General features: G+C 44.7%; 23 protein-coding genes. 3 read left to right on the forward strand and 20 right to left on the reverse strand.

What is annotated here, in order from left to right:
• The first annotated feature begins 54 nt into the window (after positions 1-54).
• A complete protein-coding gene (locus AC4G47_RS15725; protein WP_491101737.1) occupies positions 55-1776 on the forward strand; it encodes a sensor histidine kinase in 1722 nt (573 codons plus the stop codon).
• Positions 1764-3113, forward strand: a complete 1350-nt coding sequence (locus AC4G47_RS15730; protein ID WP_491101738.1) for a response regulator transcription factor — start codon at positions 1764-1766, stop codon at positions 3111-3113. Before AC4G47_RS15725 ends, AC4G47_RS15730 begins: the two co-directional genes overlap by 13 nt.
• Positions 3114-3147: 34 nt before the next feature.
• Here AC4G47_RS15730 and AC4G47_RS15735 read toward each other — a convergent pair whose 3' ends face one another.
• The 20 genes from AC4G47_RS15735 to AC4G47_RS15830 form a co-directional block, all read right to left on the reverse strand.
• On the reverse strand, positions 3148-5580 hold the full coding sequence (locus tag AC4G47_RS15735) for an FAD-dependent oxidoreductase (RefSeq protein ID WP_491101739.1): 2433 nt from the start codon (positions 5578-5580) through the stop codon (positions 3148-3150).
• Positions 5577-5891, reverse strand: coding sequence for an ArsR/SmtB family transcription factor (locus AC4G47_RS15740; protein WP_491101740.1), 315 nt, complete (start codon positions 5889-5891; stop codon positions 5577-5579). Before AC4G47_RS15740 ends, AC4G47_RS15735 begins: the two co-directional genes overlap by 4 nt.
• A gap of 535 nt (positions 5892-6426) precedes the next feature.
• Positions 6427-7563 carry a glycoside hydrolase family 76 protein gene (locus AC4G47_RS15745; RefSeq protein WP_491101741.1) on the reverse strand — a complete coding sequence of 379 codons (1137 nt, stop codon included), beginning with the start codon at positions 7561-7563 and terminating at the stop codon, positions 6427-6429.
• 28 nt (positions 7564-7591) lie between these two features.
• Positions 7592-8479 carry a carbohydrate ABC transporter permease gene (locus AC4G47_RS15750; protein WP_491101742.1) on the reverse strand — a complete coding sequence of 296 codons (888 nt, stop codon included), beginning with the start codon at positions 8477-8479 and terminating at the stop codon, positions 7592-7594.
• Between the two features lie 10 nt (positions 8480-8489).
• Positions 8490-9359 (reverse strand): ABC transporter permease, encoded by an 870-nt coding sequence (locus AC4G47_RS15755; protein ID WP_175394862.1) that lies wholly within the window; start codon positions 9357-9359, stop codon positions 8490-8492.
• Positions 9360-9556: 197 nt separating this feature from the next.
• Positions 9557-11194 carry an extracellular solute-binding protein gene (locus AC4G47_RS15760; protein ID WP_491101743.1) on the reverse strand — a complete coding sequence of 546 codons (1638 nt, stop codon included), beginning with the start codon at positions 11192-11194 and terminating at the stop codon, positions 9557-9559.
• Positions 11195-11406: 212 nt separating this feature from the next.
• The gene (locus AC4G47_RS15765) at positions 11407-13056 is read right to left on the reverse strand and encodes a sensor histidine kinase (RefSeq protein WP_491101744.1); all 1650 of its coding nucleotides are present in this window, start codon (positions 13054-13056) and stop codon (positions 11407-11409) included.
• On the reverse strand, positions 13025-13780 hold the full coding sequence (locus AC4G47_RS15770) for a response regulator transcription factor (protein ID WP_491101745.1): 756 nt from the start codon (positions 13778-13780) through the stop codon (positions 13025-13027). Before AC4G47_RS15770 ends, AC4G47_RS15765 begins: the two co-directional genes overlap by 32 nt.
• Before the next feature lie 243 nt (positions 13781-14023).
• Positions 14024-14530: a GNAT family N-acetyltransferase gene (locus tag AC4G47_RS15775; protein WP_491101746.1), complete on the reverse strand. Its 507-nt coding sequence runs from the start codon at positions 14528-14530 to the stop codon at positions 14024-14026.
• A gap of 138 nt (positions 14531-14668) precedes the next feature.
• A complete protein-coding gene (locus AC4G47_RS15780; protein WP_458126952.1) occupies positions 14669-15028 on the reverse strand; it encodes a hypothetical protein in 360 nt (119 codons plus the stop codon).
• On the reverse strand, positions 15004-15222 hold the full coding sequence (locus AC4G47_RS15785) for a sugar-binding domain-containing protein (RefSeq protein WP_491106719.1): 219 nt from the start codon (positions 15220-15222) through the stop codon (positions 15004-15006). Before AC4G47_RS15785 ends, AC4G47_RS15780 begins: the two co-directional genes overlap by 25 nt.
• Before the next feature lie 33 nt (positions 15223-15255).
• Positions 15256-15405 carry a hypothetical protein gene (locus AC4G47_RS15790; protein ID WP_491101747.1) on the reverse strand — a complete coding sequence of 50 codons (150 nt, stop codon included), beginning with the start codon at positions 15403-15405 and terminating at the stop codon, positions 15256-15258.
• A 50-nt stretch (positions 15406-15455) separates the two neighbouring features.
• Entirely contained in the window at positions 15456-17222 is a 1767-nt protein-coding gene (locus AC4G47_RS15795) for a glycoside hydrolase family 2 protein (protein ID WP_491101748.1), read from the reverse strand.
• 86 nt (positions 17223-17308) lie between these two features.
• Positions 17309-18115, reverse strand: coding sequence for a carbohydrate ABC transporter permease (locus tag AC4G47_RS15800; protein WP_413408796.1), 807 nt, complete (start codon positions 18113-18115; stop codon positions 17309-17311).
• Complete coding sequence (locus AC4G47_RS15805) at positions 18115-19005, reverse strand: carbohydrate ABC transporter permease (RefSeq protein ID WP_491101749.1); 891 nt, start codon at positions 19003-19005, stop codon at positions 18115-18117. The genes AC4G47_RS15800 and AC4G47_RS15805 overlap by 1 nt, the downstream gene beginning before the upstream one ends.
• Before the next feature lie 78 nt (positions 19006-19083).
• Entirely contained in the window at positions 19084-20376 is a 1293-nt protein-coding gene (locus tag AC4G47_RS15810; protein WP_491101750.1) for an ABC transporter substrate-binding protein, read from the reverse strand.
• Between the two features lie 187 nt (positions 20377-20563).
• On the reverse strand, positions 20564-21505 hold the full coding sequence (locus AC4G47_RS15815) for an ArsR/SmtB family transcription factor (protein ID WP_458126948.1): 942 nt from the start codon (positions 21503-21505) through the stop codon (positions 20564-20566).
• Positions 21506-21706: 201 nt separating this feature from the next.
• Positions 21707-22051: a carbohydrate-binding protein gene (locus AC4G47_RS15820; protein ID WP_491101751.1), complete on the reverse strand. Its 345-nt coding sequence runs from the start codon at positions 22049-22051 to the stop codon at positions 21707-21709.
• Complete coding sequence (locus AC4G47_RS15825; RefSeq protein WP_491106720.1) at positions 21966-22304, reverse strand: family 43 glycosylhydrolase; 339 nt, start codon at positions 22302-22304, stop codon at positions 21966-21968. The genes AC4G47_RS15820 and AC4G47_RS15825 overlap by 86 nt, the downstream gene beginning before the upstream one ends.
• Positions 22305-22354: 50 nt before the next feature.
• Entirely contained in the window at positions 22355-23314 is a 960-nt protein-coding gene (locus AC4G47_RS15830) for an ArsR/SmtB family transcription factor (protein ID WP_491101752.1), read from the reverse strand.
• Positions 23315-23644: 330 nt separating this feature from the next.
• Here AC4G47_RS15830 and AC4G47_RS15835 point away from each other — a divergent pair, with 330 nt between their 5' ends.
• Positions 23645-26128, forward strand: coding sequence for a family 43 glycosylhydrolase (locus tag AC4G47_RS15835; protein WP_491101753.1), 2484 nt, complete (start codon positions 23645-23647; stop codon positions 26126-26128).
• Positions 26129-26131 lie beyond the last annotated feature (3 nt).

The raw sequence follows: 26131 nt of genomic DNA on the forward strand, positions 1-26131 counted from the left end.
TTAATCCGATAGGGAATTTAAAGTCTACGTCTTGCGATATGAAAGGAAACGCATATGATCCGAAAAATGTATATGAAGCGATTCTTCTATTTCTTTGTTTTTTTTCTGCTGCTGACGTTGAGTTTGTTTTTCGTGATGAACCGATTGAGCTCCAAGACACTTGAGGAGAATCTGATCGGTGCTTCCAAAAATCAGCTTGATTATGTGAAAGGTATTCTGGACGGAATTATCTACGAGGCAAATATGTACGGGGTTCAGTATGCGGCTGACAGTGATGTCCGGTTTTATCAGAGGCACGTTATTGAACTAAGCAATTACGATTCCCAAATGAAGAAAAATGATATCGTGGATCGCTTGCGACAAACACTTCTTTCCAGTCGATCCATTGAATCCATCGGCATTTACTGGAAGTCCGAAGAAACTTTTCTATCCACCAACAATACACCGGAAGCGAGACTTCCGTTCAAGGATGTTCATCAACGGGGATGGCAAATCGTCGGTAACAGTTTGTATTACTTCGCCCTCTATCCTTACATCCAAAAATCTGGGGAAAATGAACCGACGCAGTACGTCGTTGGTGTAAAGCTGAATACGGATTATTTGAAAAGTCTGCTTAAAAAGGCCGTGAACAACGACAGCTCAAATGCTTTTTTTCTGTTTAATCCTCAGCAGTTATGGAGTGAGAAAGAAGTCGAAAACGATCTTTTGAAAGCGGTTACCGGGATGATTTCACCCCAGCCAGAAGTAACTTCAAAATATGATTATCATACCAATTCGGACGATTACTATGTTCTTTCCCGATATATTGAATCGATTGACGCCTACCTGATTACATATACACGGACGAATGATTTTCTGCAACCGCTTGACCGCAATCGTAAAGTTTTCTTTGCCAGCATTCTAGCCGTTTTCACGCTTGGTCTGGTTGTGATCTTTACGTTTTACCGGAACTATTACCGTAATATCCGTTTGCTCGAGAGAAAGTTCTCACAGGTTGAGCAAGGCAATCACAACACGCGTATTACCGAAAATACCGGGAAAGAGTTTTACAGCTTATTCAGAAGTTTTAACCATATGGTTACCGAAATCCAGGATCTGTTCATGTCATTGAAGACTGAAACGGAACTCAGACGAAGTGCGGAACTTCAACAACTCCAAGCTCAGATTAATCCTCATTTTTTGTACAACAGTTTGTTTTTCATCATGTCGGTGGCCCTGTTTTCACCTGATTCTGTCATGCGCATGAGTAAGCATCTAGCTGAATATTATCGTTATTTAACCAAATTGGACCGGCATGAAGTCACGCTGGAAGGCGAACTCCAATTTGCGGAACATTTCCTGATTATTATGGCTCTCAGTAAAAAAATGGAGTACAGTATTGACCTGCCTTCAGAACTGGCCTCCCTTCCCCTCATGCCGCTGATGATCCAGCCAGTGGTTGAGAATGCCATCCAACATGGAATTGAAGGACAACAAGGTGCACATCAGGTGTCAATTGATGTACAACAGGCAGATTCTGCGATAACGATCAAGGTATCCGATGACGGAAAAGGTCTTTCGCTGGACGATATCCGTAGCCTGGAGGCTCGGATCGAGAGCGATATCCCGCCCGAAGGAACAAGCGGCGTAGGGCTCTGGAATGTGAATCAACGTCTGAAAAACACGTATGGTGAACGTAGTGGTTTACATTTTTCTACCAATGATTGGGGTGGCTTATCTGTCTTGCTGCTCATCTACATTCCTGAAGAGAGAGGAGAAAACGAATGCGATTATTAATCGTGGATGACGGACATTACGTTGTTGAGTATATGAAGCACTTGCTTGATTGGAAAACCTACGGTATCGATCAGATTGAGACAACAACCAATTCGCTTGAAGCCAGAGACATATTGAATCAACACCACATCGATATTCTAATTACGGACATTCGAATGCCTGAGGTCTCGGGCATTGATCTGCTTCAACATATTCACCAACATAGCTTGCCAACCAAAGTCATCATCCTTTCCGGCTATTCCGAATTCGAATATGCGCAGCAAGGAATCCGTTTAGGTGCACTCGACTATCTGCTCAAACCTGTAGACAAAGATGATGTGGAGAAAGCCATGTCTAAAGCCATCAAAAATATTATAAAGACACGCCCTGTTCAACCCGTCGAATGGGAGAACTTCGATGGTTTGGCGTATCTGCTTTCGCTTCTTGGAGAAAACGAAACCTTAAAGAAGGAGTATGATGCTTATACTGAATTTTTAGGAGGCCGTCGTTTGTGCTGCTTCAAAATGGACGGTTTCACAGAAGAGCATGAGGAAGATATAAAACGTGCTGTCGGAGACAAATTGGATCGTCTCGTATGGACAGCGGGCACCCGACTAATCGCTTTTGTTCCAGAAGAGATTGCTGGGAAACTAACAACCTCACTGGTGCACTCTATCGTATCCTCTCCCTTTTCGTTGACCGATCGAAACATGACCCGACACATGTTCTATGGGTTCTTTCTCCGTGAGGACGTACACTCTGACGACTTCATGGGTACGATTCCAAACTTTTCTTCATGCAGTGATTGGGAGTCAGCCGGAAACATTATTAAAACCTATGATCGAATCCATCTTCGAAAGCAAAAGATTATCTTTCTTATGGAGACCATCTCTTATGTATATCTAGCAGATAAGAATCGGAATGCATCTGAAACCGCAGAATGGATATTTAATCGGTTACAAGATCCTGATGAACTATGGTCAACCCTTCTCGATCGGGTCAACCAGATCAGAAACAATAAACAGATGTCCATTCAAACCATCGTCGACAAAGTGCAAACGTACATTGAAGATCATCTTTCACACGTCCTTAGTCTGGATGAATTGGGAAAAGTTGCACATCTTCATCCTGTCTACCTCTCCAAACTGTTTAAACAGGAGACAGGAGAAAATGTGTCAAACTACATTTCAAGGAAAAGGTTGGAGAAAGCATCCCGACTGTTACAAGACTCTGAACTCCGTGTAAACGATATAGCGCAAATGGTCGGTTACAGAAAAAATCAATATTTTATCCAGTTGTTCAAAGTGGAATACGGGGTTACGCCCTACCAGTACCGCAGAAATATGATCCATCAATGAATTCGTATGAATTGGGACAAACTACCAATCGAACTTAGATAAATAGATTATGATTCGCTTGGGATGCTTGTCCCAGATAGTAACCTACCCCACCAATGGTAACTTCGTCTATTAACTCTTCCCGCTGAATGCCCATTAAATCCATGGACATCTGGCAGGCTACCAGCTCAGCCCCTTGTGCGATAACGGACTGTAGCAATTCTTCCAATGAAGGAACATTATTATTTTTCATCAGACCACGAATAATCTTTGGACCAACACCAAGCATGTTCATTTTGGACATGCCAAGTTTTTGGCTACCGCGTGGTAACATGATATCAAACATCCGGCCGATCATATTTTTGGATATAGATTGTGTCTGATGTTTCCGAATCACATTCAATCCCCAAAATGTGAAAAACATGGTCACTTTACGTCCGCTGGCTGCTGCCCCATTCGCAATAATTAGAGACGCAATGGCTTTATCCAGATCGCCGCTGAAGACCACCATTGTGCTTGCAGGATCGATGTTAGGAGAATCCATAACAGATTGTGCAGCATTCTTGGTCATAACAGCCTCAATCGTACCGCTTTTGGAGCGTTCCAGCTGTAAGAGCGTCGAACCAGACATGGTTGCCCATGCTTTCACATCTTCGTAGAATCCCGGATCGGAAGCTTTTACCCTCAAGTTCTCTCCATCGGACAGTTGATCCATCTTTTGCTTCACTTGTATTAATGGGCCCGGACAACTTAAACCGCATACGTTCAACTCATGATCGATGCGTTGTGGCTGTTCAGAAGTCGATTGGACCGGACCATGATTGATAGAAGAAATGGGTGCAGGCTTAAACTGGGCTTGACGATATGTTTTGTAACCCCCACTCAAGTTTTTAACGCTGAAGCCATGCTGTCGCAAAATTTGTGAAGCCGTGTAACCACGCAGACCAACCTGACAGTATACCCAAATGTCTTTGGAGATATCTAGTTCATTTAACCGGTTGCGAAGTTCATCCACTGAGATATGGATAGAACCCGGAATATTCCCATTGTGATGCTCCAACTCACTGCGAACATCCAGCAGGATTGACTGCTCCGGCTCACGTTCGGACAGCTGATCATAGGTGAATGTCTCAACTCGACCAGCCAGGATGTTCTCTGCTGCATAGCCGACCATATTTACCGGATCTTTTGCAGATGAATAAGGTGGTGCGTAACTCAGTTCAAGCTCTGCCAAATCTCCGATGTGGCCTCCAAAATGAATCGCTACTGCAATGTCATCAATCCGTTTATCCACTCCGTCATATCCAACGGCCTGTGCTCCTAAAATTTTACCTTCCGGAGTAAACAGCAGTTTCAGAGTAATCGCGGTGGAACCGGGATAATACGATGCATGTGAGGCAGGATGCACAATTACAGAGCGATATTCCACGCCGAGACGCTGCAGTGTTTTTTCATTACTGCCTGTCGTTGCACCTGTCATTCCAAAAACTTTAATAATGGATGTCCCTTGTGTTCCTTTATAAGTGGAATTTAATCCGGCAATTCGGTCAGCAACAATTCTTCCTTGTTTGTTGGCTGGTCCAGCAAGCGGAATAGCTGTCTTCGTACCGTGAATGGTTTCAGTTACTTCGATGGCATCACCAACAGCATAGATGTGTGGCACACTGCTTTCCAGAGCTTCATTAACAATGATATGTCCACGTGTACCTAGGGCAATACCGCTGTCATGCAGGAAAGATGTATCCGGCGTTACCCCGATCGCAAGAATAACCAAGTCCGCTGTCAGAACATGATCATCAGCAAGCTTTACTCCAATGCCCTTCTCTAGAGAATGAAATGCCTGAACACGCTTGGAGAATAGCAACTTTACACCATTCTGCTCCATTTCCTGTGCCAAAGATGCTGCCAATTCAGGATCAAATGGGGTGAGTAGCTGTCCATTACCCTCGATTAACGTCACGTCCAATCCGGCTTCCTTTAAGTTTTCTGCCATTTCAACACCAATAAATCCACCGCCTATAACAATTGCTGACTGGTTGTTATATGAATTTACTTGTGCTTTAATCCGATCAATATCAGGAATGTTGCGAACGGTGTAGATAAGTGAATGATCTATACCCGGCAAATCAGGAATGATCGGTTTGGCACCGGGAGACAAAATTAATTCGTCGTAGCTTTCGTCATATTGCCCCCGCTCCTGACTGTTTATCCGAACGGAACGTTTCTGCGGATCAATTGCAACGACCTCGCTTCTTGTGCGCACATCTATATGAAAGCGATCCGCCATCCCTTTTGGAGTCTGTACCAGCAGACGCTCTCGATCTTCAATGGAGCCACCAATGTAGTAAGGTAAGCCGCAATTGGCAAATGATATATAGGGGCCTTTCTCAAAAATTATAATTTCGGCATGTTCATCCAGACGGCGCAGACGTGCAGCGGCAGATGCACCACCAGCTACACCTCCAACAATCAGTACTTTTTTACTCATGATTCACATTCTTCCTTTCCAAACAAAGTAATAATAATCTGTTCAATCCGTTGATCGGCAAGAACATAATTCACTTCGAGACCATTCCGCTCAGTAGCGACAACACCTGCACTGCGAAGCTTCTGCAAGTGCTGAGATACGGTTGATTGGGGCAGGTCCAGACATTCTTGCATGTATGAAACATTACATTTCTTTTTTAACATCAGTCCACGCACAATGCATAAACGGATCGGATGAGCTAAAGCTTTCAGCAGATTGGCTGGTTCATCGAACTGTTTGAGAGTATTGATATCGAAAGCGGGAGTGGTCAAAAGTATTCCTCCTAAATTGTTATATCGTAATAATACGATGTAACGATATTAATGTCAAACCCTCAATTTCAAGAAATAATCTGAAGCCAATCGAACAGCCAGAATAATTGCGCTATTCAGAGAATTATCAAAGATAAACACATGGTTGTATTTTACGGATTCCAGTGAGTTCCATACCTTTGAAGACTCCTTATCTTTAACCGCAGCCGCCAACTGATACCCAATGGGCCGATCCGACAACCTCCGGACGATCCAAAATCTCTCTCACGGTAGGCTGATATTTTGTAATAAAGCGGCGTAGTAACTGCTTCGCAACTTGTGGGATGATCCAGATTACGCGTATTCATGACCGTAATCCTTCATAACCTTCACCCCATAAAAAAAGACATAGCAGTTTGTAACTGCTACGTCTCTAGTTTTCTAGTAAACACTCAGTACATGGCAGGAATATCTCCCGTAATGACAAATGTTGTACCATCATCCATCCGTTTCAATAAGAAATCAGAACCGTCTAAACCATGCAACCTAAGTGTTCTTATTTCCTTGGTTTTTCTGGCTTGGAATGTTTGCCTGTCTCCAGTTTCGCAGCTGCTTCCAACAGAAATACACCGCTAAGCTGTGCAGTCAGGTGGAGTGGATTCTGGGCTGGTTGACCCCACGCCTGACCGAATAATCCGTCTTTCCGACTGCCTTTCAGTAACGCATCTGCATTGCGATCAATCGCTTTCTTCAGACTCTTGTTATGCCCAATGTTATATAACTCCGCCAGGTAACGGATTAATATGCCTTTAAACAAAGCACCATCTCCATCCCCGTCCTCTTTGAAGATCCCCGTCTTTTCATTCGTCAAAGTCTTCAGAGATCCTGCAGCTGTCTTCTCTGCATCTTGCAAATACGCCTGATCTCCTGTAATCCGGTAGAGTTCCACACCGGCTCCAATGAATGTGCCTTGGTTGTATGTGAAGATCCAAGCTTCATTAACATCAAGCGTGCCATCCTCACGCAGCACCAAACCATCCGCTACAAGTCCCGTTTCTGGATTAACAAGATATTGTTTCTCCCATTCGTATATCTTTTGTGCCCATTCCAGATCCTGTGTATCACCAAAGCGTTCATATAACCTTGCTGCCAGGATGGAAGCTGGTCCGCTGGAGCATGCATTCCGGTTATACCGCTGATCCTTCTTCCATGCCATACCGCCCAGATCATCCTCCCACCAGGCCGTTTTAATGTCCTTCCAAAGATCCAGCACGTATCCTTTCATCTCTTCACTGCCTGTCGCATCATAGAGCCGAAGAGCAGCAAGTGCAAGCCATTCCATATCATCGTAGAACTCATTATGAAGTGAACCATTGTGTTCAATAATACTGCGAACCAAGTCTTCCGCACGTTCCGTATACGCTTCGTCTCCTGTGCGTTCATATCCGTCTACTAGTGCATCAACCGCATGAGCTTTCCACCAATAATTCAGGGCTTGTTCCCCTTCCGGTGTCGATGGATAAGCGTTATTCATCATTTTTTCTTCATCGTTCCAGTAGTACTCATGCAGCTTCTCCTGTGCCCACTGTGCTTGTTGGGAATAGTGATTCTTGCCTCCACCGCTGGCACCCATAGTGGTTACCAAAATGATACTGAGTACAACCGTCAGACTTACAATTTTCTTTTTTCTCATCCTAATCCATCCCTTCTTCGTCATGAGATTATTCTTTCACTGCACCGAGAACAATTCCGTGGATTAAATAACGCTGTAGAAAAGGGTAAATCAGCAGAATCGGGATCATGGAGACCAGTATTTTGGCAGAATTCAATGTGGTGTTAGAAATTTTATTATACTGCTGCAGCTGTTCAACGGAGAGATTCTGCATCTGATCTCGCGTAAGACTGAGCTGCTGCAGATAGGTCTGAAGCGGTATTTTGGAGCTGTCGTTGATTAGAATGATTCCGTCAAAGAAGTTATTCCAGTGCCCGACGATGACAAATAGCATAATAGTCGCCAGACTAGGCATCGAGATCGGGATGAAGATTTTGAGCAAAATTTTCATTGGTCCTGCGCCGTCAATAAATGCGGCTTCTTCAAGTTCCTTCGGAATTCCTTTGAAGAAATTCATCAGAAGAATCACATTGAAGACAGGAACGGCACCTGGCAGTACGAGCGCCCATATGCTGTTGATCAATCCGAGCTTGCTAATCACCATGTACCAGGGAACAATCCCCCCGCTGAACAGCATCGTAAATACGATAATCCACATGTAGGTGTTCCTGGATCTGAACTGTCTGACACTGCGTGACAGCGGATAGGCCATAAGAATGGTCAGAACCATATTAATGGCGCCCCCCAGCAGCACCCGTTCCACGGATATCAGAAAAGCATTCCAAAACTTCGTATCTTTCAAAATCTGTGCGTAGGATGAGAAGTTCAACTCCACCGGAAAAAAGTAGACTCTGCCGGCATTCACAGCCGTACTGCTGCTGACGGAAACCATGATCGTATTCACAATCGGGGCCAGGGACATGAATGTAATCAGGATCAAAGTAAACATAATCAACAGGCGGGATAGCCTGGAACCCAGCGTTTTTGATTGAATCATGCTAACCCTCCTAGAAAATTCTGTACCCCGCATATTTTGATGCCAGTCTGTACGAAACGACAATCAAAACAAAGCTGATAACCGATTTCATCAAACCTATGGCCGTCGCGAATGAATACTGCATATTGATCAAACCCATGCGGTACACAAAGGTATCAATAATATCACCTGTTTCATATACGAGCGGATTGTACAGGTTGAATACCTGATCAAATCCTGCATTCAACACATTGCCAAGACTTAGCGTACCCAGAAGGATGATGGTCGGGAACATGCCTGGCAGCGTAATGTTTAGCGTCTGTTTCCAACGATTCGCCCCATCCATTGCAGCAGATTCATATAAGGCAGGGTTAATTGCCGTTAATGCAGCCAGATAAACGATGGTTCCATAACCAAATTCCTTCCAGGTATCCGTCACAATAAGCAGCGGCCTGAACCAGTCATTGCTCGCCAGAAACATAATCCGCTCCAGGCCGAGGATTTCAAGGAAATTGTTAATCATCCCGTCAAAAGAGAAAATCATCGTGAGCATCGTACCCAGAACAACCCAGGACATAAAGTGTGGCAAATAAACAATGGTTTGAATCGAACTCTTGAATACCTTCAGCCGCACCTCATTAAGCAGAAGGGCGAATACAATCGGGACAATCAATCCAAGCACAATTTTCCCAACCGCAATGACCAATGTATTGATAAAAATCTGCTTCGCGTCCGGCAGTTGAAACATATAGGTGAAATTGCTAAGTCCTGCCCATTTGGAGCCGAATATGCCTTTGGCAGGAATGAACTTCTGAAAGGCCATGATTACACCAAACATAGGCACAATGGAGAAAATGAATAGCATGACCATGCCGGGCAGCAGCATAAAATGGTAGGTCATCTCGTCAAAACTCTTACGTTTCTTTTTCCCTGGGTAGCGCACTTCCCTTTGCGGATGTATCGTCGTTTCCACTCGTGACATTGTCCGTTCCACCTCCATCCTGCACGTCTATAGGCAGGTCTTATCGGTAAAAGCGCTTGCGGAAGTCTGGTACCAGGCCTCCGCAACATTGCGCTCCTACTTCACTCCGATTATTTTCACCTTTTGCTCATCTCTTTGACTTCTTCCGTAATCTCATCTCCACCTGTGCGTTTCCATGTGTCGACAAACGTATCAAATTCGTCTACCGGAGCTTGGCCCATAATGATCTTGAGGATCGTTTCTTCCTCGAGCTTCTGCAGGTTCGCCCACTTCAGCTTCATGGTCTCCGTTGTTCCGTAAAAACTGGCAGGAGTCACTTCCAGATTGGGGTTATTTGCTTCACGTTGTCCTTCAATCCGTGAGAGGTATTCGCCGTATGTGTTTAGATCTATGGCATTTCCTTTCTCCTTGAATTCCTGATAAGCCTTGAATGAAACGACCCGGTCTTCCTGAACTTTGGAAGCATCTCCGGTCTCATCGGCTTTCATTAAATCTTCGTAATAACGCTTCAACACATCATCATAATCGACTTGCATCGGAATTTGTGTCGGATCGTTGTTCCAGCGGCTCGCATCGGTCAGCATCTCATCGGGATGTTCCTTCTTGTAATTGATCGCATCCTCTGTTAAGGAATAGAGGAAATCCGTCGTGAGGTTAACTGATTTCATGATCGCTTCCGGGTGGGCAAAGTTCTTGTTCACCACGACGATCCCTCCCCCTACAGGATCCTGCCGAATGGTTCTGAACTTGCCGTTCTCATCCAGTGGTGCCGATACGGCAACCCAGACTGCATCCGGATCTTGTTTGATGGAGTCTTTGTAGTTCGTATAGCCGATCCACCATGGATTAAAAACCATTCCCGCCTGTCCGTTAATAACGAGTGCCTCTTTCTCTTCACTCGACCGGACAGCAAATTGTTTATCAATCAAACCTTCCTTATACATGGCACTGACTTCTGCCAGCGCTTGCTTCATTTCCGGCTGAACTGAGCCGTAAACCACTTGACCATCTTTCTCGATCCAGTTCATCGGAAAGGCACCATGCGCAGCAAATATCGGGGTAAAGTTCATCGCATTGGAATCCATCACCATGCCCACCGTCTTGCCTGTGCCCGATACGTCCTTTTCCACAAACATTCTGGCGAGATTCCACACGTCCTGGGCGGATTCCGGCAGCTTCGCGCCCACCTTATCTACCCAGTCTTTCCGGACCCATAGTAATTGGTGCTGGTTTCCGATGTTCGTCATCGGAAGTCCCATGATTTTGCCGTCCACCTTTACCTGATCCAGCAGCAAATCCCCATAGGAGCCATAGATGTTCTTCACACCTTCGGATGCAGTCTTCTCGTAAACCTCTGTCATATCGGCGATCAGATCATTATCTACCAGCTGGTTAAATATTTCGCGGCTGACCAGCATCACATCCGGCAGGTCACCCGTGGTCATGGATAAAGAAAGCTTCTGATCCATGTCTTCTGTTTCCCAAGCTACCTTGGCCTTGACGTTCACTCGCTCCTCTACATATCTCGTGGCCAAATTGTCCTCAATGGTATCCCCTGAAGGCAAGTTATTCACGTGATTGGTATTGCGACCAATTGTGAATTCCACTGGGGCCTCGTATTTGCCGTAAGGTTCGTAGTCTTGCTCTGATATTTGGGGCTGTGTGTTCTCACTGTTGCCCCCACTGCAACCGCTGAGTACAACCAGCACCATACAGGCCAGCAGCAGTGAAGCGATCTTACCGCGTTTGTTCATCCCGTCATCCCCTTCATTTGATTTGCTTGAATAACCAAATTGTATGCGTTTTCAATTTTGGCGTATATGCAATTTTTTTCGGATATGTATCACTTTTTTCATGACCTCCATTTTTCTCCCACCGTGTAATTACTTGTGTGGGAAACAAAATAAGCGGCTGCCGCAGCAACCGCCTTCATTTCTTGCGTTTATTTTTGTATAACTGCTTAAGTTTAAGACTTCGGGATCACCATAGACACTTCTGTTCCGTGCGCCGGCTTACTTCGAATGGCGAGTCCATAATCCTGTCCATAATACAGCTTGATTCGGTCATTTACGTTCCTCACGCCGCATCCCCCATTTTCACTGGTTAGCAACCGCGCGATCTGTTCAGGCGTCATGCCTGCGCCGTTATCCATTACAGCTAATTTTATACCTTCGCTCACCCGGCAGATCGTAATCTGAATGCAGTAATCTGTCGCAGCTGGCTCCACAAAACCGTGCTTAATGGCATTTTCCACAATAGGCTGTAAAACAAAATGAATCACTTCAGCTTGCAGCAACTCTTCATCAATATCATAATCCACGTCAAACAGACCATCGTTCATAATGAGCTGCAGATCCAGATATGCCTTAATATGCTGGGTTTCAGCCTCTATCGTGGTCATATGTCTCCCCTGGTTCAATGTCGTTCTGTAGAAACGGGCTAATGCCGATACCATATAACTTGTTTCAATATCTGCCTTATTCTCGGCCCTCCACCGGATAAATGAGAGTGTATTGTACAGAAAATGGGGATTAATCTGGCTGATCAGCCTGTTATATTCACTTTCCTTCTTGGCGATCTCGGCATGATATACCTGTGAGATCAGACTATTGATTCTTCTCAGCATCTTACCGATGCCGTTCGTCAGCTCACCGAATTCATCCCGGGATGAACTCTGAATGATCACATCCAGATTGTTCCGTTCCACCTTGTCAACCTTGTATTTCAGACGAAGAATTCGGCGCGTAAAGTTGTTGGAGATAATATAGATGAACAGAAAAGTAACGATCAAACTGAGGAAAATGACAAACAGCGTAATTTGAAAAATGCCCATCGCATTCGCGTACGCATTGGTATTCAGCAGATCATAGTGGATCGTCCAACCATTGCTGGCAAGTGATCGGTTTAGGCTCAGATCGCTGGGCTCCCTTTTCTCCAATTCGGCTGCAGCATTCCGCTTTCTGTTTTCCTGAAAAATGACATGCCGATCCGAGTCTTCGATATGAACGGACACATGCTCAGACAGATTATCCAGATCTCCAAAGATGCTGTCATGCTGAATGGAAATCACCATAAAATTGCTGTCTTTCGGATTACTGATCAACTGCTGAACCAGATAGAGCTTCTCTCCATCCACAACCCAGCGTCTGCCTCGGAAACCGTCGTACCACGCTTTGCTCCTGAACTCCCCGATTGGCAATATATTATTGCGAATACCGAGAAGCTCTCCGGAAGTATAGAAGGTAATCCCTTCAATATTATCGTCCATCATTTTGATGTTTGAGATCAATGGTTCCATAATGTCACGAAGATCCAGGTACATATTATAATAATTATCATCGTAATCTTTGGTAAAGATTTGCGAGAAGTCTCGATTAAGTACCATAAACTCGCTCAGCGTATTGTACCGGTTGATTTTGTAATCCATGATGCTCGCCACCTGCTCCAGGCTTGCTTCCGCTTCACTTCGTAGCTCTTTCATCTGAATACGATAGGATTGAATGAAGGAGAGCAGTCCAAGCAGAAGAATCGGAATTAGCGCAATGACCAGATGCGAAAGCAACAGCTTGTTACGGAATCGGATATCATTGAATCTGCTCTTGATCCACCCGATCATGAAGCACCCCGCACTCTCTGAACTGTAACGGACTGATGCCGAACTTGTTTTTGAACAGCTTGGCAAAGTAGGAGTGGTTGTCAATGCCGACAGCCACCGCAATATCATTGATTTTCATATTCGAGTGAACCAGCAAATGACTTGCGCGGTTCAGCCGGTAATCCGTCAAATATTTCGAGAAGTTCTCCCCGGTTTCTTTTTTAAACAAAATGCTTAAATATCCTGGTGACAGATACACATCATGAGCCGCTTCAGACAATGAAATATCTTTCTGATGATTATCCTTCACGTAGTCCTTAACCTGCAGAATAACCTTCATTTCCATGGATTCAGGTTCAGACTGCCCGCCGTTCGGGCTCAGTTTTGTGATATCCACCATGACCTGCAAAAACTCTTCCTTTTCCAGTGGTTTAAGCAAATAATTCACGACACCCAGTCGAATGGCACTGCGGGCATATTCAAATTCATCATATCCGCTGCAAATGACAATATCCAGGTTCTGCTGCGTTTTACGTGCTTGCTTGCTAAGTTCCAGTCCGTCCATGAGTGGCATCTTGACGTCAGTGATCAGGATATCAATTGCATTTTGAACCAGAATCCGTTCCGCGGTCTTTCCGTTCTCCGCTTCCATGATGTGAAAAGGAAAGCCATAATGAGCAATCAAGTTCTTAATTCCTTCTCTTTGAACACACTCATCGTCAACAACAAGAACATTAAACATCATGACATCTCCTTTACGAGTGAAAGTAAGAGGATATAGAGATTAGGGAAATCTTCGTTATTTATGGTATGCCGGTTACAACGTAGTATATCATAGAATAAAGAAAGGGCTTTCATTTATCATAATCATTCCAAAATCATTGTTTTCAAACCAAAAAAGCCGCCAGTTAAGCGACTTCTTCAGCGTGACGATGCATGTGTTTCGACATCTGACATTATGTTAGTATGCGCAAATTGTCTCTTTTGTTTAAGAAACGATGATTTCTTTTTCCATCACAAAATCGTCCATCACAAATCCATTGCCAATATCAGCAACTTGTTCTCGAACCGTCTGAAATCCTTTTTTCTCATACACAGCAATACTTGATTCGTTATGACGATTTACAGTCAACCAGATCAGGTTCATACTTTGTTCTATACATAATTGCTCCAGAAAAGCGAGCGCTTGGCTGGCGTAGCCCTGTCCCCTGTGTTCCTTCCCAATATAAAATTTACTTAGGAACAGCTTACCCTCCTCTTGTTTAACAGACATATATCCGACAGGAGAGTCATCACGTTGGATGAAATAATATTCATATCCCTGTTGATAAATCTGTTCAGTAATGGCTGATTCGGATTGGTATTTTTGGATCATGTAATCAATTTGCTCAAGAGTAATGATGGACACATAATATTCTTGCCAAATTACTGAGGCCAATCGGGACAGTTCTGCGACCTCTTCTGATGTGTTAACTAGCGGAAATATAAGATTCATGGACTATTGCCTACCTCCTAGATCTCTCTCTCTCGTATTGATTCAGGCTCTCTACATATTATCAAATATTCCGACCAGTGGTAACAAATAAAACGCCATATCTCGGAATGAGATACGGCGTATTTTTAGTGGAGAAGGTTACCTGGGAAGTCCAATGGTGCGACTCTCTTTCTTGGCACTGATCCGGTACTCATCCGCAGTTAGCTCCTCCCCCTGGTAGGAAATCTGTACACGAAGTCTGACATCCCGCGCATCCAGTGTCCCATGAACATAAGAAGTAACATTTATTTGGTTCCGGTCAACATCCGGGGTCATGCGCACTTTCTGCAAGTGGATTGGGTCCACAGCCTCCAACCATACCGATTGCCATATGCCAGTCGTACGAGTGTAAAATATTTGTGCGGATTGTTCCTGCCAGAATTGCTTTCCGCGGGGTAACGTCACATCCTTGCTGTAATCCAGCGCTTGCACCGTTAATACATTGGTTCCCTCTTGCAAAACGTCTGTAATCTCGGCATGAATAGGGGTGTGTCCCCCTTCATGCCGAGAACCGCAAGCTGTCCATTGACCCAGACAGAAGCTTCATAGTCCACGGCTCCGAAATGCAACAGCAGACGTTTGCCTATAAACCCATCCGGAATTTCAAATGTGCGTTTATACCAGACGTTGTCGTGGAAATCCGGATCTTCAATACCGCTAAGCTGACTTTGAAAGGCAAACGGAACCTAAATGCGACGACTGAACGTTTGGGTACCTTCGCTCCATTTTTCTGAACGTCCACGATGATCGTCATCAAATTCGAATTCCCATTGCCCATTCAGACTCATCCAGTTTTGTCGCACAAATTGCGGTCGTGGATAATCTTCTCGTAACATTGTGATCTACACTCCTGTTCCCCATGAATCTGTAATGTATGCTTGAGGCTTCATGCCAGATTGATTTTGCGGATGACTTCCAGCGGTACTTTCGGCTGACGATCTTCCGTCAACAGACCATTAATCTCCTGCTGCACGTCCGTGACCTGTGTGTAACAATATCCCGAAATATAGGGAACAGCTTTGATCGCATCGGTGATGGAACGAAACCGTTCGATAAAGGCTTCAACTGAGTCCACCTGATTGCCATAACCCCAGCCTTTATCCGATTGGAAAGCAATCCCGCCGAATTCACTGATGATAATGGGTTGCCCTTTATAGTGGTAACCTTCGGCAAAAGCAAACTTCCATCGATTGGAGGCGGTTTTGTTATTTACGATGATGTCCTTATCCTGATACCGTTCCGAAAAAGCTTCTCCTGACTCCACATAATCATGGAGTGTCAAAATATCCGATACCGTATGCTCCCATCCGTCGTTGGTTATAACCGGGCGATAGGGATCGATGGCCTTGGTCAGATGATAGATGGATTGCGTAAACTGCTGCTGTCTCACCTCGTGGGCTATCGTAGGTATTCCCCACGATTCATTAAACGGAACCCAGGTAATGATGCTGGGATGATTATATTGCTGTGGTACAATTTCCAGCCATTCTTTGGTGAGACGGGTAACAGCATCATCATTGAACTCAAAGGTCGCCGCCATTTCCGACCAGACCAGCATGCCTTTTACATCACACCAATATAAAAAGCGTGGGTCTTCCAATTTCATGTGTTTACGGATTCCGTTATATCCCATCTCGGCAATTTTATCGATATCCTCAATCAGTGCTTCCACTGAAGGCGGGGTCAAATGGCTCTCCGTCCAATAGCCCTGATCCAGAATCAGTCTTTGGTACAATGGAGAATTATTCAGCAGAATCTGCCCATTTTCAATGGATATTTTTCGCATGCCGAAATAGGAATGAACCCGATCGATTTCCTTCTCATCTTCGTACATCACAAACTCGATATCGTATAGGTTCGGTGAATCCGGAGACCACAAAGACTGTTTCCATGGCCCACCCGCTTCATGTTTGACACTGGCTTCCACGGTCATCCAAGGTCGATCTGGAGACAGACTGATGGTTTGCACATGCTGACCCTTCAGCTCAATCCTTGTTTCCAAACGCAAGTTGTTTTTGCCTACTATTCCATTTAATTGAAAGTCCAAACGAATCATATGACGATCGATATCCGGTGTCATCTTAACCATTTCAACCCGTGCTTCACTTACATGCTCCAGCCAAACACTTTTCCATATGCCGGTGCTTTGCACATAAAAGCATTCAAAATTTTCATCTACCCAGCGTTGTTTCCCCCGTGGCTGCATCGCGCTCTGACTGTCTTCTACTTCAAGAACAATATTGTTCTCCGAACCGTAAGTGATATAAGGTGTAATGTCGAAGGAAAATGCCGCATATCCCCCCTCATGTTCACCCGCAACCGTTCCGTTCACCCAGCATTTGGCGCGATAATCTACACCCTGAAAATTCAAAATGGTTCTCTTCCCTTTGACCTCTTGAGGGATGACGACTTGCTTGCGGTACCAAACTAGCGGATGAAACGTCTCAATCCCGATTCCGCTCGCCTGTGTTTCATAGGTAAAGGGAACTTTAATTTGGAGTCCTTCCGGAAATTGAGCTTGATCATACCAATGCTCGCTTTCGCCCACCTGATTGTCATCAAAACTAAAGTCCCATTCTCCATTCAAATCCAGCCAGTCCTTACGTACAAATTGTGGTCTTGGGTAATCTTTACTGTAAAATTTAGTCGTCATATCGTTTCTCCCATCTCTTTGAGCTACATTGGGCTCGCTGGCCTGCAATAGCTGCTTTGTTTTTATGAAATTCGTACTTGCTCACATTATCCCTTAATTCCGGACATGCTGATTCCCTTGACGATCTGCTTTTCGAAAATGATAAACAGAATAATAATAGGAACTGACGCCACTGCATTGATGACCATGGGTTTTACATAATCCTCGGAGTATTGACCCATCAGCGTAGGAATGCCCATCGGTAGTGTAAATAAATTATCATCAGTTATGGACAGGAACGGCCACAGGAAATTGTTCCAGGAACCAATAAACGTCAGAATGGCCATGGAGGCCATTGCCGGACGGGTGAGCGGTAACATAATGCTGGTGAATATCCTCCAGAAACCACCACCGTCAATCTGTACACTCTCCAACAGATCATTGGGAACACCGTCAAAAAAACTTTTGAGTACGATGACAGCTACGGGCGAAGCAAGAGCCGGAATAATAAGTCCGCTGTATGAATTCAGCAAATGAAGATCTTTCGCCACCTGATAGAGTGGAATAATGGTAGCTTCCCCTGGTATCAACAGCCCTCCAAGGATGAAAAAGAAAACAATGGTACGGTAGCGAAACGGTACCTTGGACAGCGCAAACCCCGCCATTGCTGCAAAAATGACAGTGAGCACCGTTACAACCACTGCCACGAACAAACTATTGGCAATCCACTGAGACAATTTGGTCGTCGTTAGAATCTCTTCGTAAACGGCTAAAGAATAGGGAGGTTTGAACCAGTCCAGGACTGTGATGATCTTCATGCCTTCTTCCTTAATCGAGACGACAAGCATCCACACCAGCGGAGCCGCAAACATTACAGCCATCAATGCAGAACCCGTACGAAACAGCCACTTCATCAGCTATCCGCTCCCTTCCGGTTGTTAATCCAGTATTGCAGCACCGATAACACCAGTAGAATGACGAATAATATATAGGACATCGTCGCGGCATAACTGAGGTTATTATTCTTAAATCCGGTTTGATAGATCAACTGAATAATTGGACGAGTCTGATCCAACGGCCCTCCGCCCGTAATAACATATATCTGCATAAATACTTTGTATGAAGCGATGATTTGCAGCATCGTTATGGTTTTGGTCAGTGGAGCTAGATAAGGAAGCGTTATTCTCCAGAATATCTGAGTATCACTTGCGCCATCCAAACGTGCAGCTTCATAGATCTCATCCGGGATTTCCTGCATTGCCGAGAGATACAGAATGAAATTAAAACCTACCGTCCACCACAAGGTAATGACTGTAATGACGATCCAGGCCAGGCTCGTTTCGGTCAGCCAAAAAATTTCGCTGTTTTGGGGTAGCAGCCCAATGAGGTGCAATACGGAATTGACGAAACCCGTATAAGGCTGGAATACGAACAACCCTAGGTAAGCTGCGACAGCAACCGAGAGTACACTTGGGATAAAAAAGATAATCCGGTAGAACTTTTGCAAAACCGATTTTCGATTCGCAATCAGTGCCAGCACAATGGAGAGTACAATCATGGTCGGAGTACTTAGAAAAACAAAGAAGGTCGAGTGCCATATCGCTTCCCAAACTTCCCTGTCCTGAAGTACCTTGCGGAAGTTATCCAGGCCGACAAACTCCATTTTTTTAATTAGTGTCCATTTGTAAAAGGTCATTTCAATGCCTTTGATCATCGGCCAGATCGTAAACAATACATAGACAATTAGGAATGGAAGTAGAAATACAAGTGCCTGCATCTCCGCCCTCATTTTTTTGAACTTCATACCCGTCTCCCCTTTGATTGACACGCAAGCCCGCGATAATGCTTACCCATGCGCAAGCTTGCGTGTCCCGTCTTCCTTCTATTCACTCAGTATTTTCTGAATGCCTGCCTCCATGTTGTTCATGGCATCAGACGGTGTCATTTTGTTGACCCATACTTCATTCAAAAATTTAAAGGCGACTTCTTCACGGATTTGGGCAGTTTTGGTTGATTGTTTGCTGAATTTAACGACACTTGCCACCTCGGAGTAATCGCTGCGATAAGGCATATCCTTAAATTCCTGTTTTTCTAGAACGGATGGTTTGGAAGGAATATGGCCAGCTTTGGCCCATACTTGGCCATTGTCTGCAACCCAATCGGCGAATATCATGGCCGCTTTACGTTTGGTTTCGTCTTCATCCTGAGTCAAAGGCAGAACAATCGTGTGGGAGTCTCCCCATGTTGCTTCCTGATTATAAAATTTGGGAATCGGCATAGCACCAAATTCAAAATCTTTGGTGGATTCCCAGGTTCCTGTTGTCCAGACACCCGTCATCGTAATTGCGGCAGTTCCACTTTGGAAATTTTTATAGAAATCAGGATCATTTTTCTTGATATAACCTTCGGTATATAACTTCTGGATGTAATCGGCTGCCTGGATCCCTTTTTCTTTATCAATAGCCGCGGATTTCAGATCATCCGATACTACATCATTGCCACCCAACTGCGTATACAACGACCACCATAGACGGAAAGGATCATCATTGTTATTAGACAGTGCAAACGGAGTAGCCTTAGCCGGCAACTTTTCTTTTAGTGTCTTAAGGAAACTTACAAAACCATCAGCCGATTGCTCCAACACCGGTTTTCCATCTTTGCCGAGCAGACCTGCTTCTTTAAGTAACTTTTTGTTGTAGAACATGATAAAAGCATGTGTATCAATGGGCACTGCATAATGCTGGCCGTCCACTGTAACCGCATCCAAAAGATTCTGGTTGTAAGAATTCCAGTCCACATCTGCATCTGTAGCGGGTGTGTCGAGCTCAGTTACAACGCCTTGATCGATCAGATCGGGCAGCCTGGAGGAGTGGGAAATACCGATGTCAGGTCCATTGCCATTACCAACAGCAGTAATGAGTTTAGTATAATACTCACCCCATGCCAGTTTGGTATTTTTCACTACAATGTCAGGATGGGATTTATTGAATTCGTCAACCAATGTCTGCATGTTCGCACCGTCTCCACCATCGAATAGCGTCCAGAAAGACAATGTCACTTTTCCATCACCGGAATCCCCTTCACCAGCACCGCTATCGCTTCCATTACATGCGCTTAGAACCATTGATAGTAAGAAAAGTATTGTGAGTGCCAACAAGCCCATTCTTCTTTTCATGCGAGTATCCCCTTTGTTCTTGATTTATAGATACAAACGATATAATCAATTTATTACACTAATATTGTATCTATACGGGGATTATATCGATGGAATTATCTAATGTCAACGCTTTCAAATGATTTTTATGTAATTGTCAATTAAAAAGAAGCTTTAGTTACAGTATGTCCGCAACTAAAGCTTCTTTTTACCAAACTCCCTGATCCATTACATAATTCAGTGTCATTTTAATATTCTGATCATAATCTCCAAATTGCCGTCCAAAGAGGTTAATTCCCCCTTGATAAACAGCATCCGGTTTAATGCCTACACGCATTCTCAACTTATGGGTGTCCTGCAGATTAAGCTGATTCAACGTTACAGAGGAAATTTTCTCCATGTCCAAAGTTGTCTTTTCCCTGTCCACTCGCCATGTCTTCAACAATCCATACTGAGTAGACCACTCGTACCACCAGGCAGGATTCAGTTTGCCTCTTCTGTCTCCAAAATCTCCGGGACACGTCCACGTGCCAATATCTACACCATTAATCCAAACGGAGATATCCGATGGCCAGTTGTGGTCGTAGTTAGGCGCTTCGGAGCAGATTTCCATGGACAGTTCAAGCGATTCAATCCGAGCCCCAGTCGGGATCTCAAGTGGCATTAAATATTCTACATAACCCTTGCGGAACCACATAATTTGGGCTCCAATATGTTTGGGGTGAAAAAAGCTGGCAGGCTCGTCTTCTCTTATAATCATCCCATCGGCACTCGCCATGCCGCAAGTAGGAGATACTTCGCAATCACTATAATGACCAATAGGCATATCTACCTCATAAACCTGTACATCCCCTTTGGGTAGGGCCTTCTCCGTATTCAACGCAATGTGAATGTCATCATAATTACGGCTGCATACCTTCATAGCTCCGCGAGAGGCGGGCAACAGTTCTGTATTAATTAACCGTGCTGCTTCCAGTACCTTGATGTTGCTTGCTACGGTAGACACTGGAAGTTTGAGGGCTTCAGCGATTTCTACGATATTCAGATTCTTCGAAATCAGAAGGCGAAGAATATCAACTCGGGAGCGTGTGGATAAGGCATGAGTCACTATCACAAGCTTGTCCGGATCATCAAAACTAAGCTCAAGCATTAGAATTCCCACCTCATTTTATGAGTATATTACAATAATCTTACTGGTATACCCCAAAAGAGTCAATATTACTGTATTAAATTATTTATTTTGTATTAAATAGAGTTATTACATGAATTCGGAAGGTTCAATTCCATAACGACAAAACCCCGCCAAGGTCCGCGAGGGCCTGACAGGGTTCTGATCGTATTATATAAACATCTAGTTCACAGGTTTTATATCAAAAAAGTCCAGTTCTCCATAACCTTCACCCTTGGAAAAACGAATTTTGTTCACACCGGCATTCAGCTGTACTCGGGCAGTAGACAGTCCCCAGTTCTCCCACCCTTTGTTAGTGATATGAAAAGGACTCGCTGTGTCTCCATTCACACTCAGCAATAGATTGGACCAGTTGCCACCAGCCGTACCATTTGCCGTTCTTGCCAGCAAAATACATTGGCCAGCGGAGGCTGCATTCGCATTAAATTCTACATAGCTGTCGACTGTATCGATATGTCCTGCTTTCATGCCCCCCGAACGTCCCCTCTTCACCTTCGTATCGAACAACTGACTTTTCTCCCGAAGGCAAGGCAATTGGAGCATTGGGATTCACCGGTGCCCCCAAATTCGGAGTATTATCAGCCTTCCATGTGAATTTTTGCAACCGGATCTCCCGATTCCAACCGGAATTGTTGAACTTCGCTGTATGGTACATGATCCATTCTTCGGTTCCATCAGGAGATTTGGTAAAGGAATGATGGCCCGGACCATATAGGCCGTTTCCGGATTGGAAGATGGGCTGACTACGCTTGCTCCAGATGAAACCAGATAGGTTTAAAACGCTCGATACTCACGATGAACGAGGTACCGTTATTGGGCATATGGCGCATCCTTATCACCCGCATTCATCGTATACCTTACCTGCATAATAATGTTCTGTTCATGATCCCCGAACTCATTGCCAAACAGGTTGATGCCTCCTTGATGCTTAGCATCCGGATGAATTCCAATGCGTAATCTTAACTTGGGTTTATCCCCGAGGTGAAGATCTGACAGGGACACATCAGAAATTTTCTCCTTGTCCAGCATGGTCTTGTTGTCGTCCACACGCCATTTTTTGAGAATGCCGTATTGTGTAGAACCATCAGACCACCATGCCGGATTCAATTTACCACGGCGGTCGCCCAAATCTCCGGGACTTGTCCACATCCCGATCTCAATGCCATTAACCCATACGGAAATATCCGAGGGCCAATCATTATTATAGGTTGCTACTTCAGAACAGATTTCCATCGACAATTCCAAAGCTTCAATCGTTGCGCCTTGTGGAATATCCATCGGAAGCAAATATTCTAGGTATCCCTTTGCCAGCCAGATAATCTGAGCATCAATATGCTTGGGGTGATAAAAGCTGGCCGGGTCGTCTTCCTTCAAAATCATGTCCTCCGAGCTCGCCATACCACATGTTGGCGAAACCTCACAGTCACTGTAATGCCCTATCGGCATCTGAACTTCATAGATATTTGTATCGCGTTTGGAAAATGATGTAATCCGATCCAATACGATGTGAATGTCATCATAATTGCGGGTGCATACCTTCATTGCCCCACGGGAAGCCGGAAGCATTTCCGTATGTATTAAATTGGCCGCCTCCAGCACTTTAATATGATTAGCTACCGTTGACACTGGCAGGTCCAGCGCTTCGGCAATTTCGATAATGTTTAATTTGTTGACATTTAAAAGCTGGAGAATGTCAATCCGGGAACGAGTCGACAGGGCATGGGTTATAGTTACCAGTTTTTCCGGGTCGTTAAAGCTGAGTTCCAGCACGTATTTGCTCTCCTTTGGACGATAGAAATTAAAGATAATTCTACTGAATAACCAGCACAAACACAATTAAACCGTTTATCAGCCCACAAAAAAAACCAGCCAATGTTTGTTAAGCAGCATTTCAGCTCACGCAGGCAATCACAACCACCTTGTTGGCTTGGCCTCACGCATAAAGACCTTTAAATTATATCTAATTGGTTATAAGAATCCGTGCGCCCCTTTGTTATACTCCACTATAGAAATCGTTCATATTTTGAATTCAGGAGGTGTGCTTCTCTCTATTTTGAAATGTATTTTTTAAAAGCCATTTAAAAATAAAGGAGTTGCAATATGAAAAAATGGAGAATCCTGTTTTTAAGTGCAGCCTTATGCTTTCTGATGCCCACCAATATTTATGCGTACAATAATCCGTTTAATTTATCAAACTCTTGGCATTGGTCGAATAGCGATTTTTATGGTGAGGGTGACCCGTACATCTTGAAGTTCAACGGGACCTACTACCTGTATGTCAGCACAGTAGATGACTCGATAGGTGTGAAAGTATGGTCATCCCCAAATCTGGTTGACTGGACATATCGCGGTTTATGTTCGACGGAGGCAGTGACCAAGGCGGCGTATGCTCCCGAGGTTGTATATTGGAACGGCCAATTCTACATGTATACCTCCCCAGGAGGCGGTGGTCACTACGTACTTTCCAGCCCCAGCCCCACTGGCCCATTCACACTTCAAACAAGCAACTTGGGTATGGGCATTGACGGCAATGTCTTCATCGACGATGACGGCAAATGGTACTTCTACTCCACCGGGGAAAATACAATTGCTGCGCGTCCGATGACAAGCCCAACTACATTTGGTCCCCCAGTCGCAACCGGATTATCCATGGCTGGATGGACTGAAGGTTCAACCACTTTTAAACGAGACGGGAAATACTACATGACCTACACTGGAAACCACGTTTGGAGCACTGCCTACCGTGTCGATTATGCAACGGCCAGCAGTCCAACGGTTGGATTCAAACCGGAGGCGAACATGAATCCAATCCTTATTAATACCGAAGGCTCCAATGTCGGACTTGGTCACAATTCAATCATCAAAGGGCCAGACCTTGATTCAGATTATATCGTTTATCATAGTCATGCTTCTGATGGGAATATAACCTACCCTGGACGTAAGATGAATATGGATCGGATCGTTTGGAATGGAGACAAGCTTCTCGTGCAGGGACCCACAACCGCATCACAACCAAATCCGGAATTACCGGATTTTGAGGAACGCTTTAACAGAACATCGATCGGCAACAGTTGGACGAATGTTGGTGGCGGCACATGGGGGATTTACAACCAAGAGCTCATGTGGCAGGATACCATAGGTTCAGCATCAACGTACCGTCAGGTCACAGCAGTCAAAAGCGCCAGCGATTATACGGCCGAGTTTAACTTAAAACAGTTGAAACAAGGTACCACTGAAAACCCTGTATATGGTGCTGTCTTCTCCTATATCAATGAGAATTCTTATGGCGTGGCGGTATTGAATCGCAATAAAAATCGTTTGGAGACGAATTACGTTGTAGAAGGCGTGAGCCAGGGCTGGCAATATGCATCGCTTCCAGCAGGTTACGACTATTCCAAGTGGCATCAGATCCGCGTAGAAAAGGCTGGTACCTCCTTCACTGTTTATATGGACGGAATGAAGAAGCAGACTCGAACCATTGATGGACTCAACGGTGGTAAGATCGGTTACACGACTACGGATGCACACGCTGATTTTGGCTATACGGCATTCAGTAATAAAGTGAACGGTAGCAGTGCTTGGAACACGTATAAACCCTTGCCTGGCAAAATTGAGGCCGTTCATTATATGGATGGAAGTGAAGGAACTGCTTATCATGATCTTACAGCAGCTAATATTGGAGGTACCTATCGGAAGGACGCAGTTGATATTCGCAGCTCCGCGGCTGAAGGCAAGAATGTTGTTGGATGGAATCAGACTAGCGAATGGCTTAAATACCGTGTCAATGTAGCCGAGACCGGATACTATGATTTGGATGTTCGACTAGCCACGACGTTCAACGATGCAAGCTTCCGGGTATGGGACGGGGCAACCGATCTGACAGGCATCGTAAGTGCATCTAATTCAGGTGATTGGGAGAACTGGACAACGGCCAGCAAGAAAGGATTGTATTTGACTGCTGGCAATCATGAATTACGGTTTGAGTTTGTGAAAGGAGAATTCGATTTCAGCGATTTGACATTTACGCGCGGTGAGGCAGTGACAGGCATGGCAGATGATTTTAATGATGGCAATGATAATGGCTGGACACGATTCGAGGGAAACTGGTCAGTTACTACTGGTGGTGAGCTCGATTCTGCAGGCAACACTTTCGGAAAGACCACGATAGGCAAAGAGTCTTGGGCTGACTATACGGTTGAGTCGGACATTAAACTAATTGATACTAGTGGGGATGCTGGAATACTGGTTCGGGTTAACAACCCTTCCAATGGTAAAGTACTTGCGAACAATCCGGATTATGTACAAGCATACTATGCATTCATTAAGCCAGATGGTGTCTACCTGGGCAAAATGAACTACGGCTACGAGACGCTCGCTTCAGTCCCCCTTTCAATTGCTTCAGGTACCTGGCAGCAAATGAAGGTAGTGACATCCGGCACGACAATTACAGTGTATGTTGGTGATATGAACACACCAAAGATTACGTACAAGGACAATAGCATGAATCCGTTCACGCACGGCAAAGTTGGCCTGCGAACCATGAACAATCACACACGGTTCGATAATTTCCGTATAACACCATAATTA

It is taken from the genome of Paenibacillus sp. Negev47, assembly GCF_058313655.1.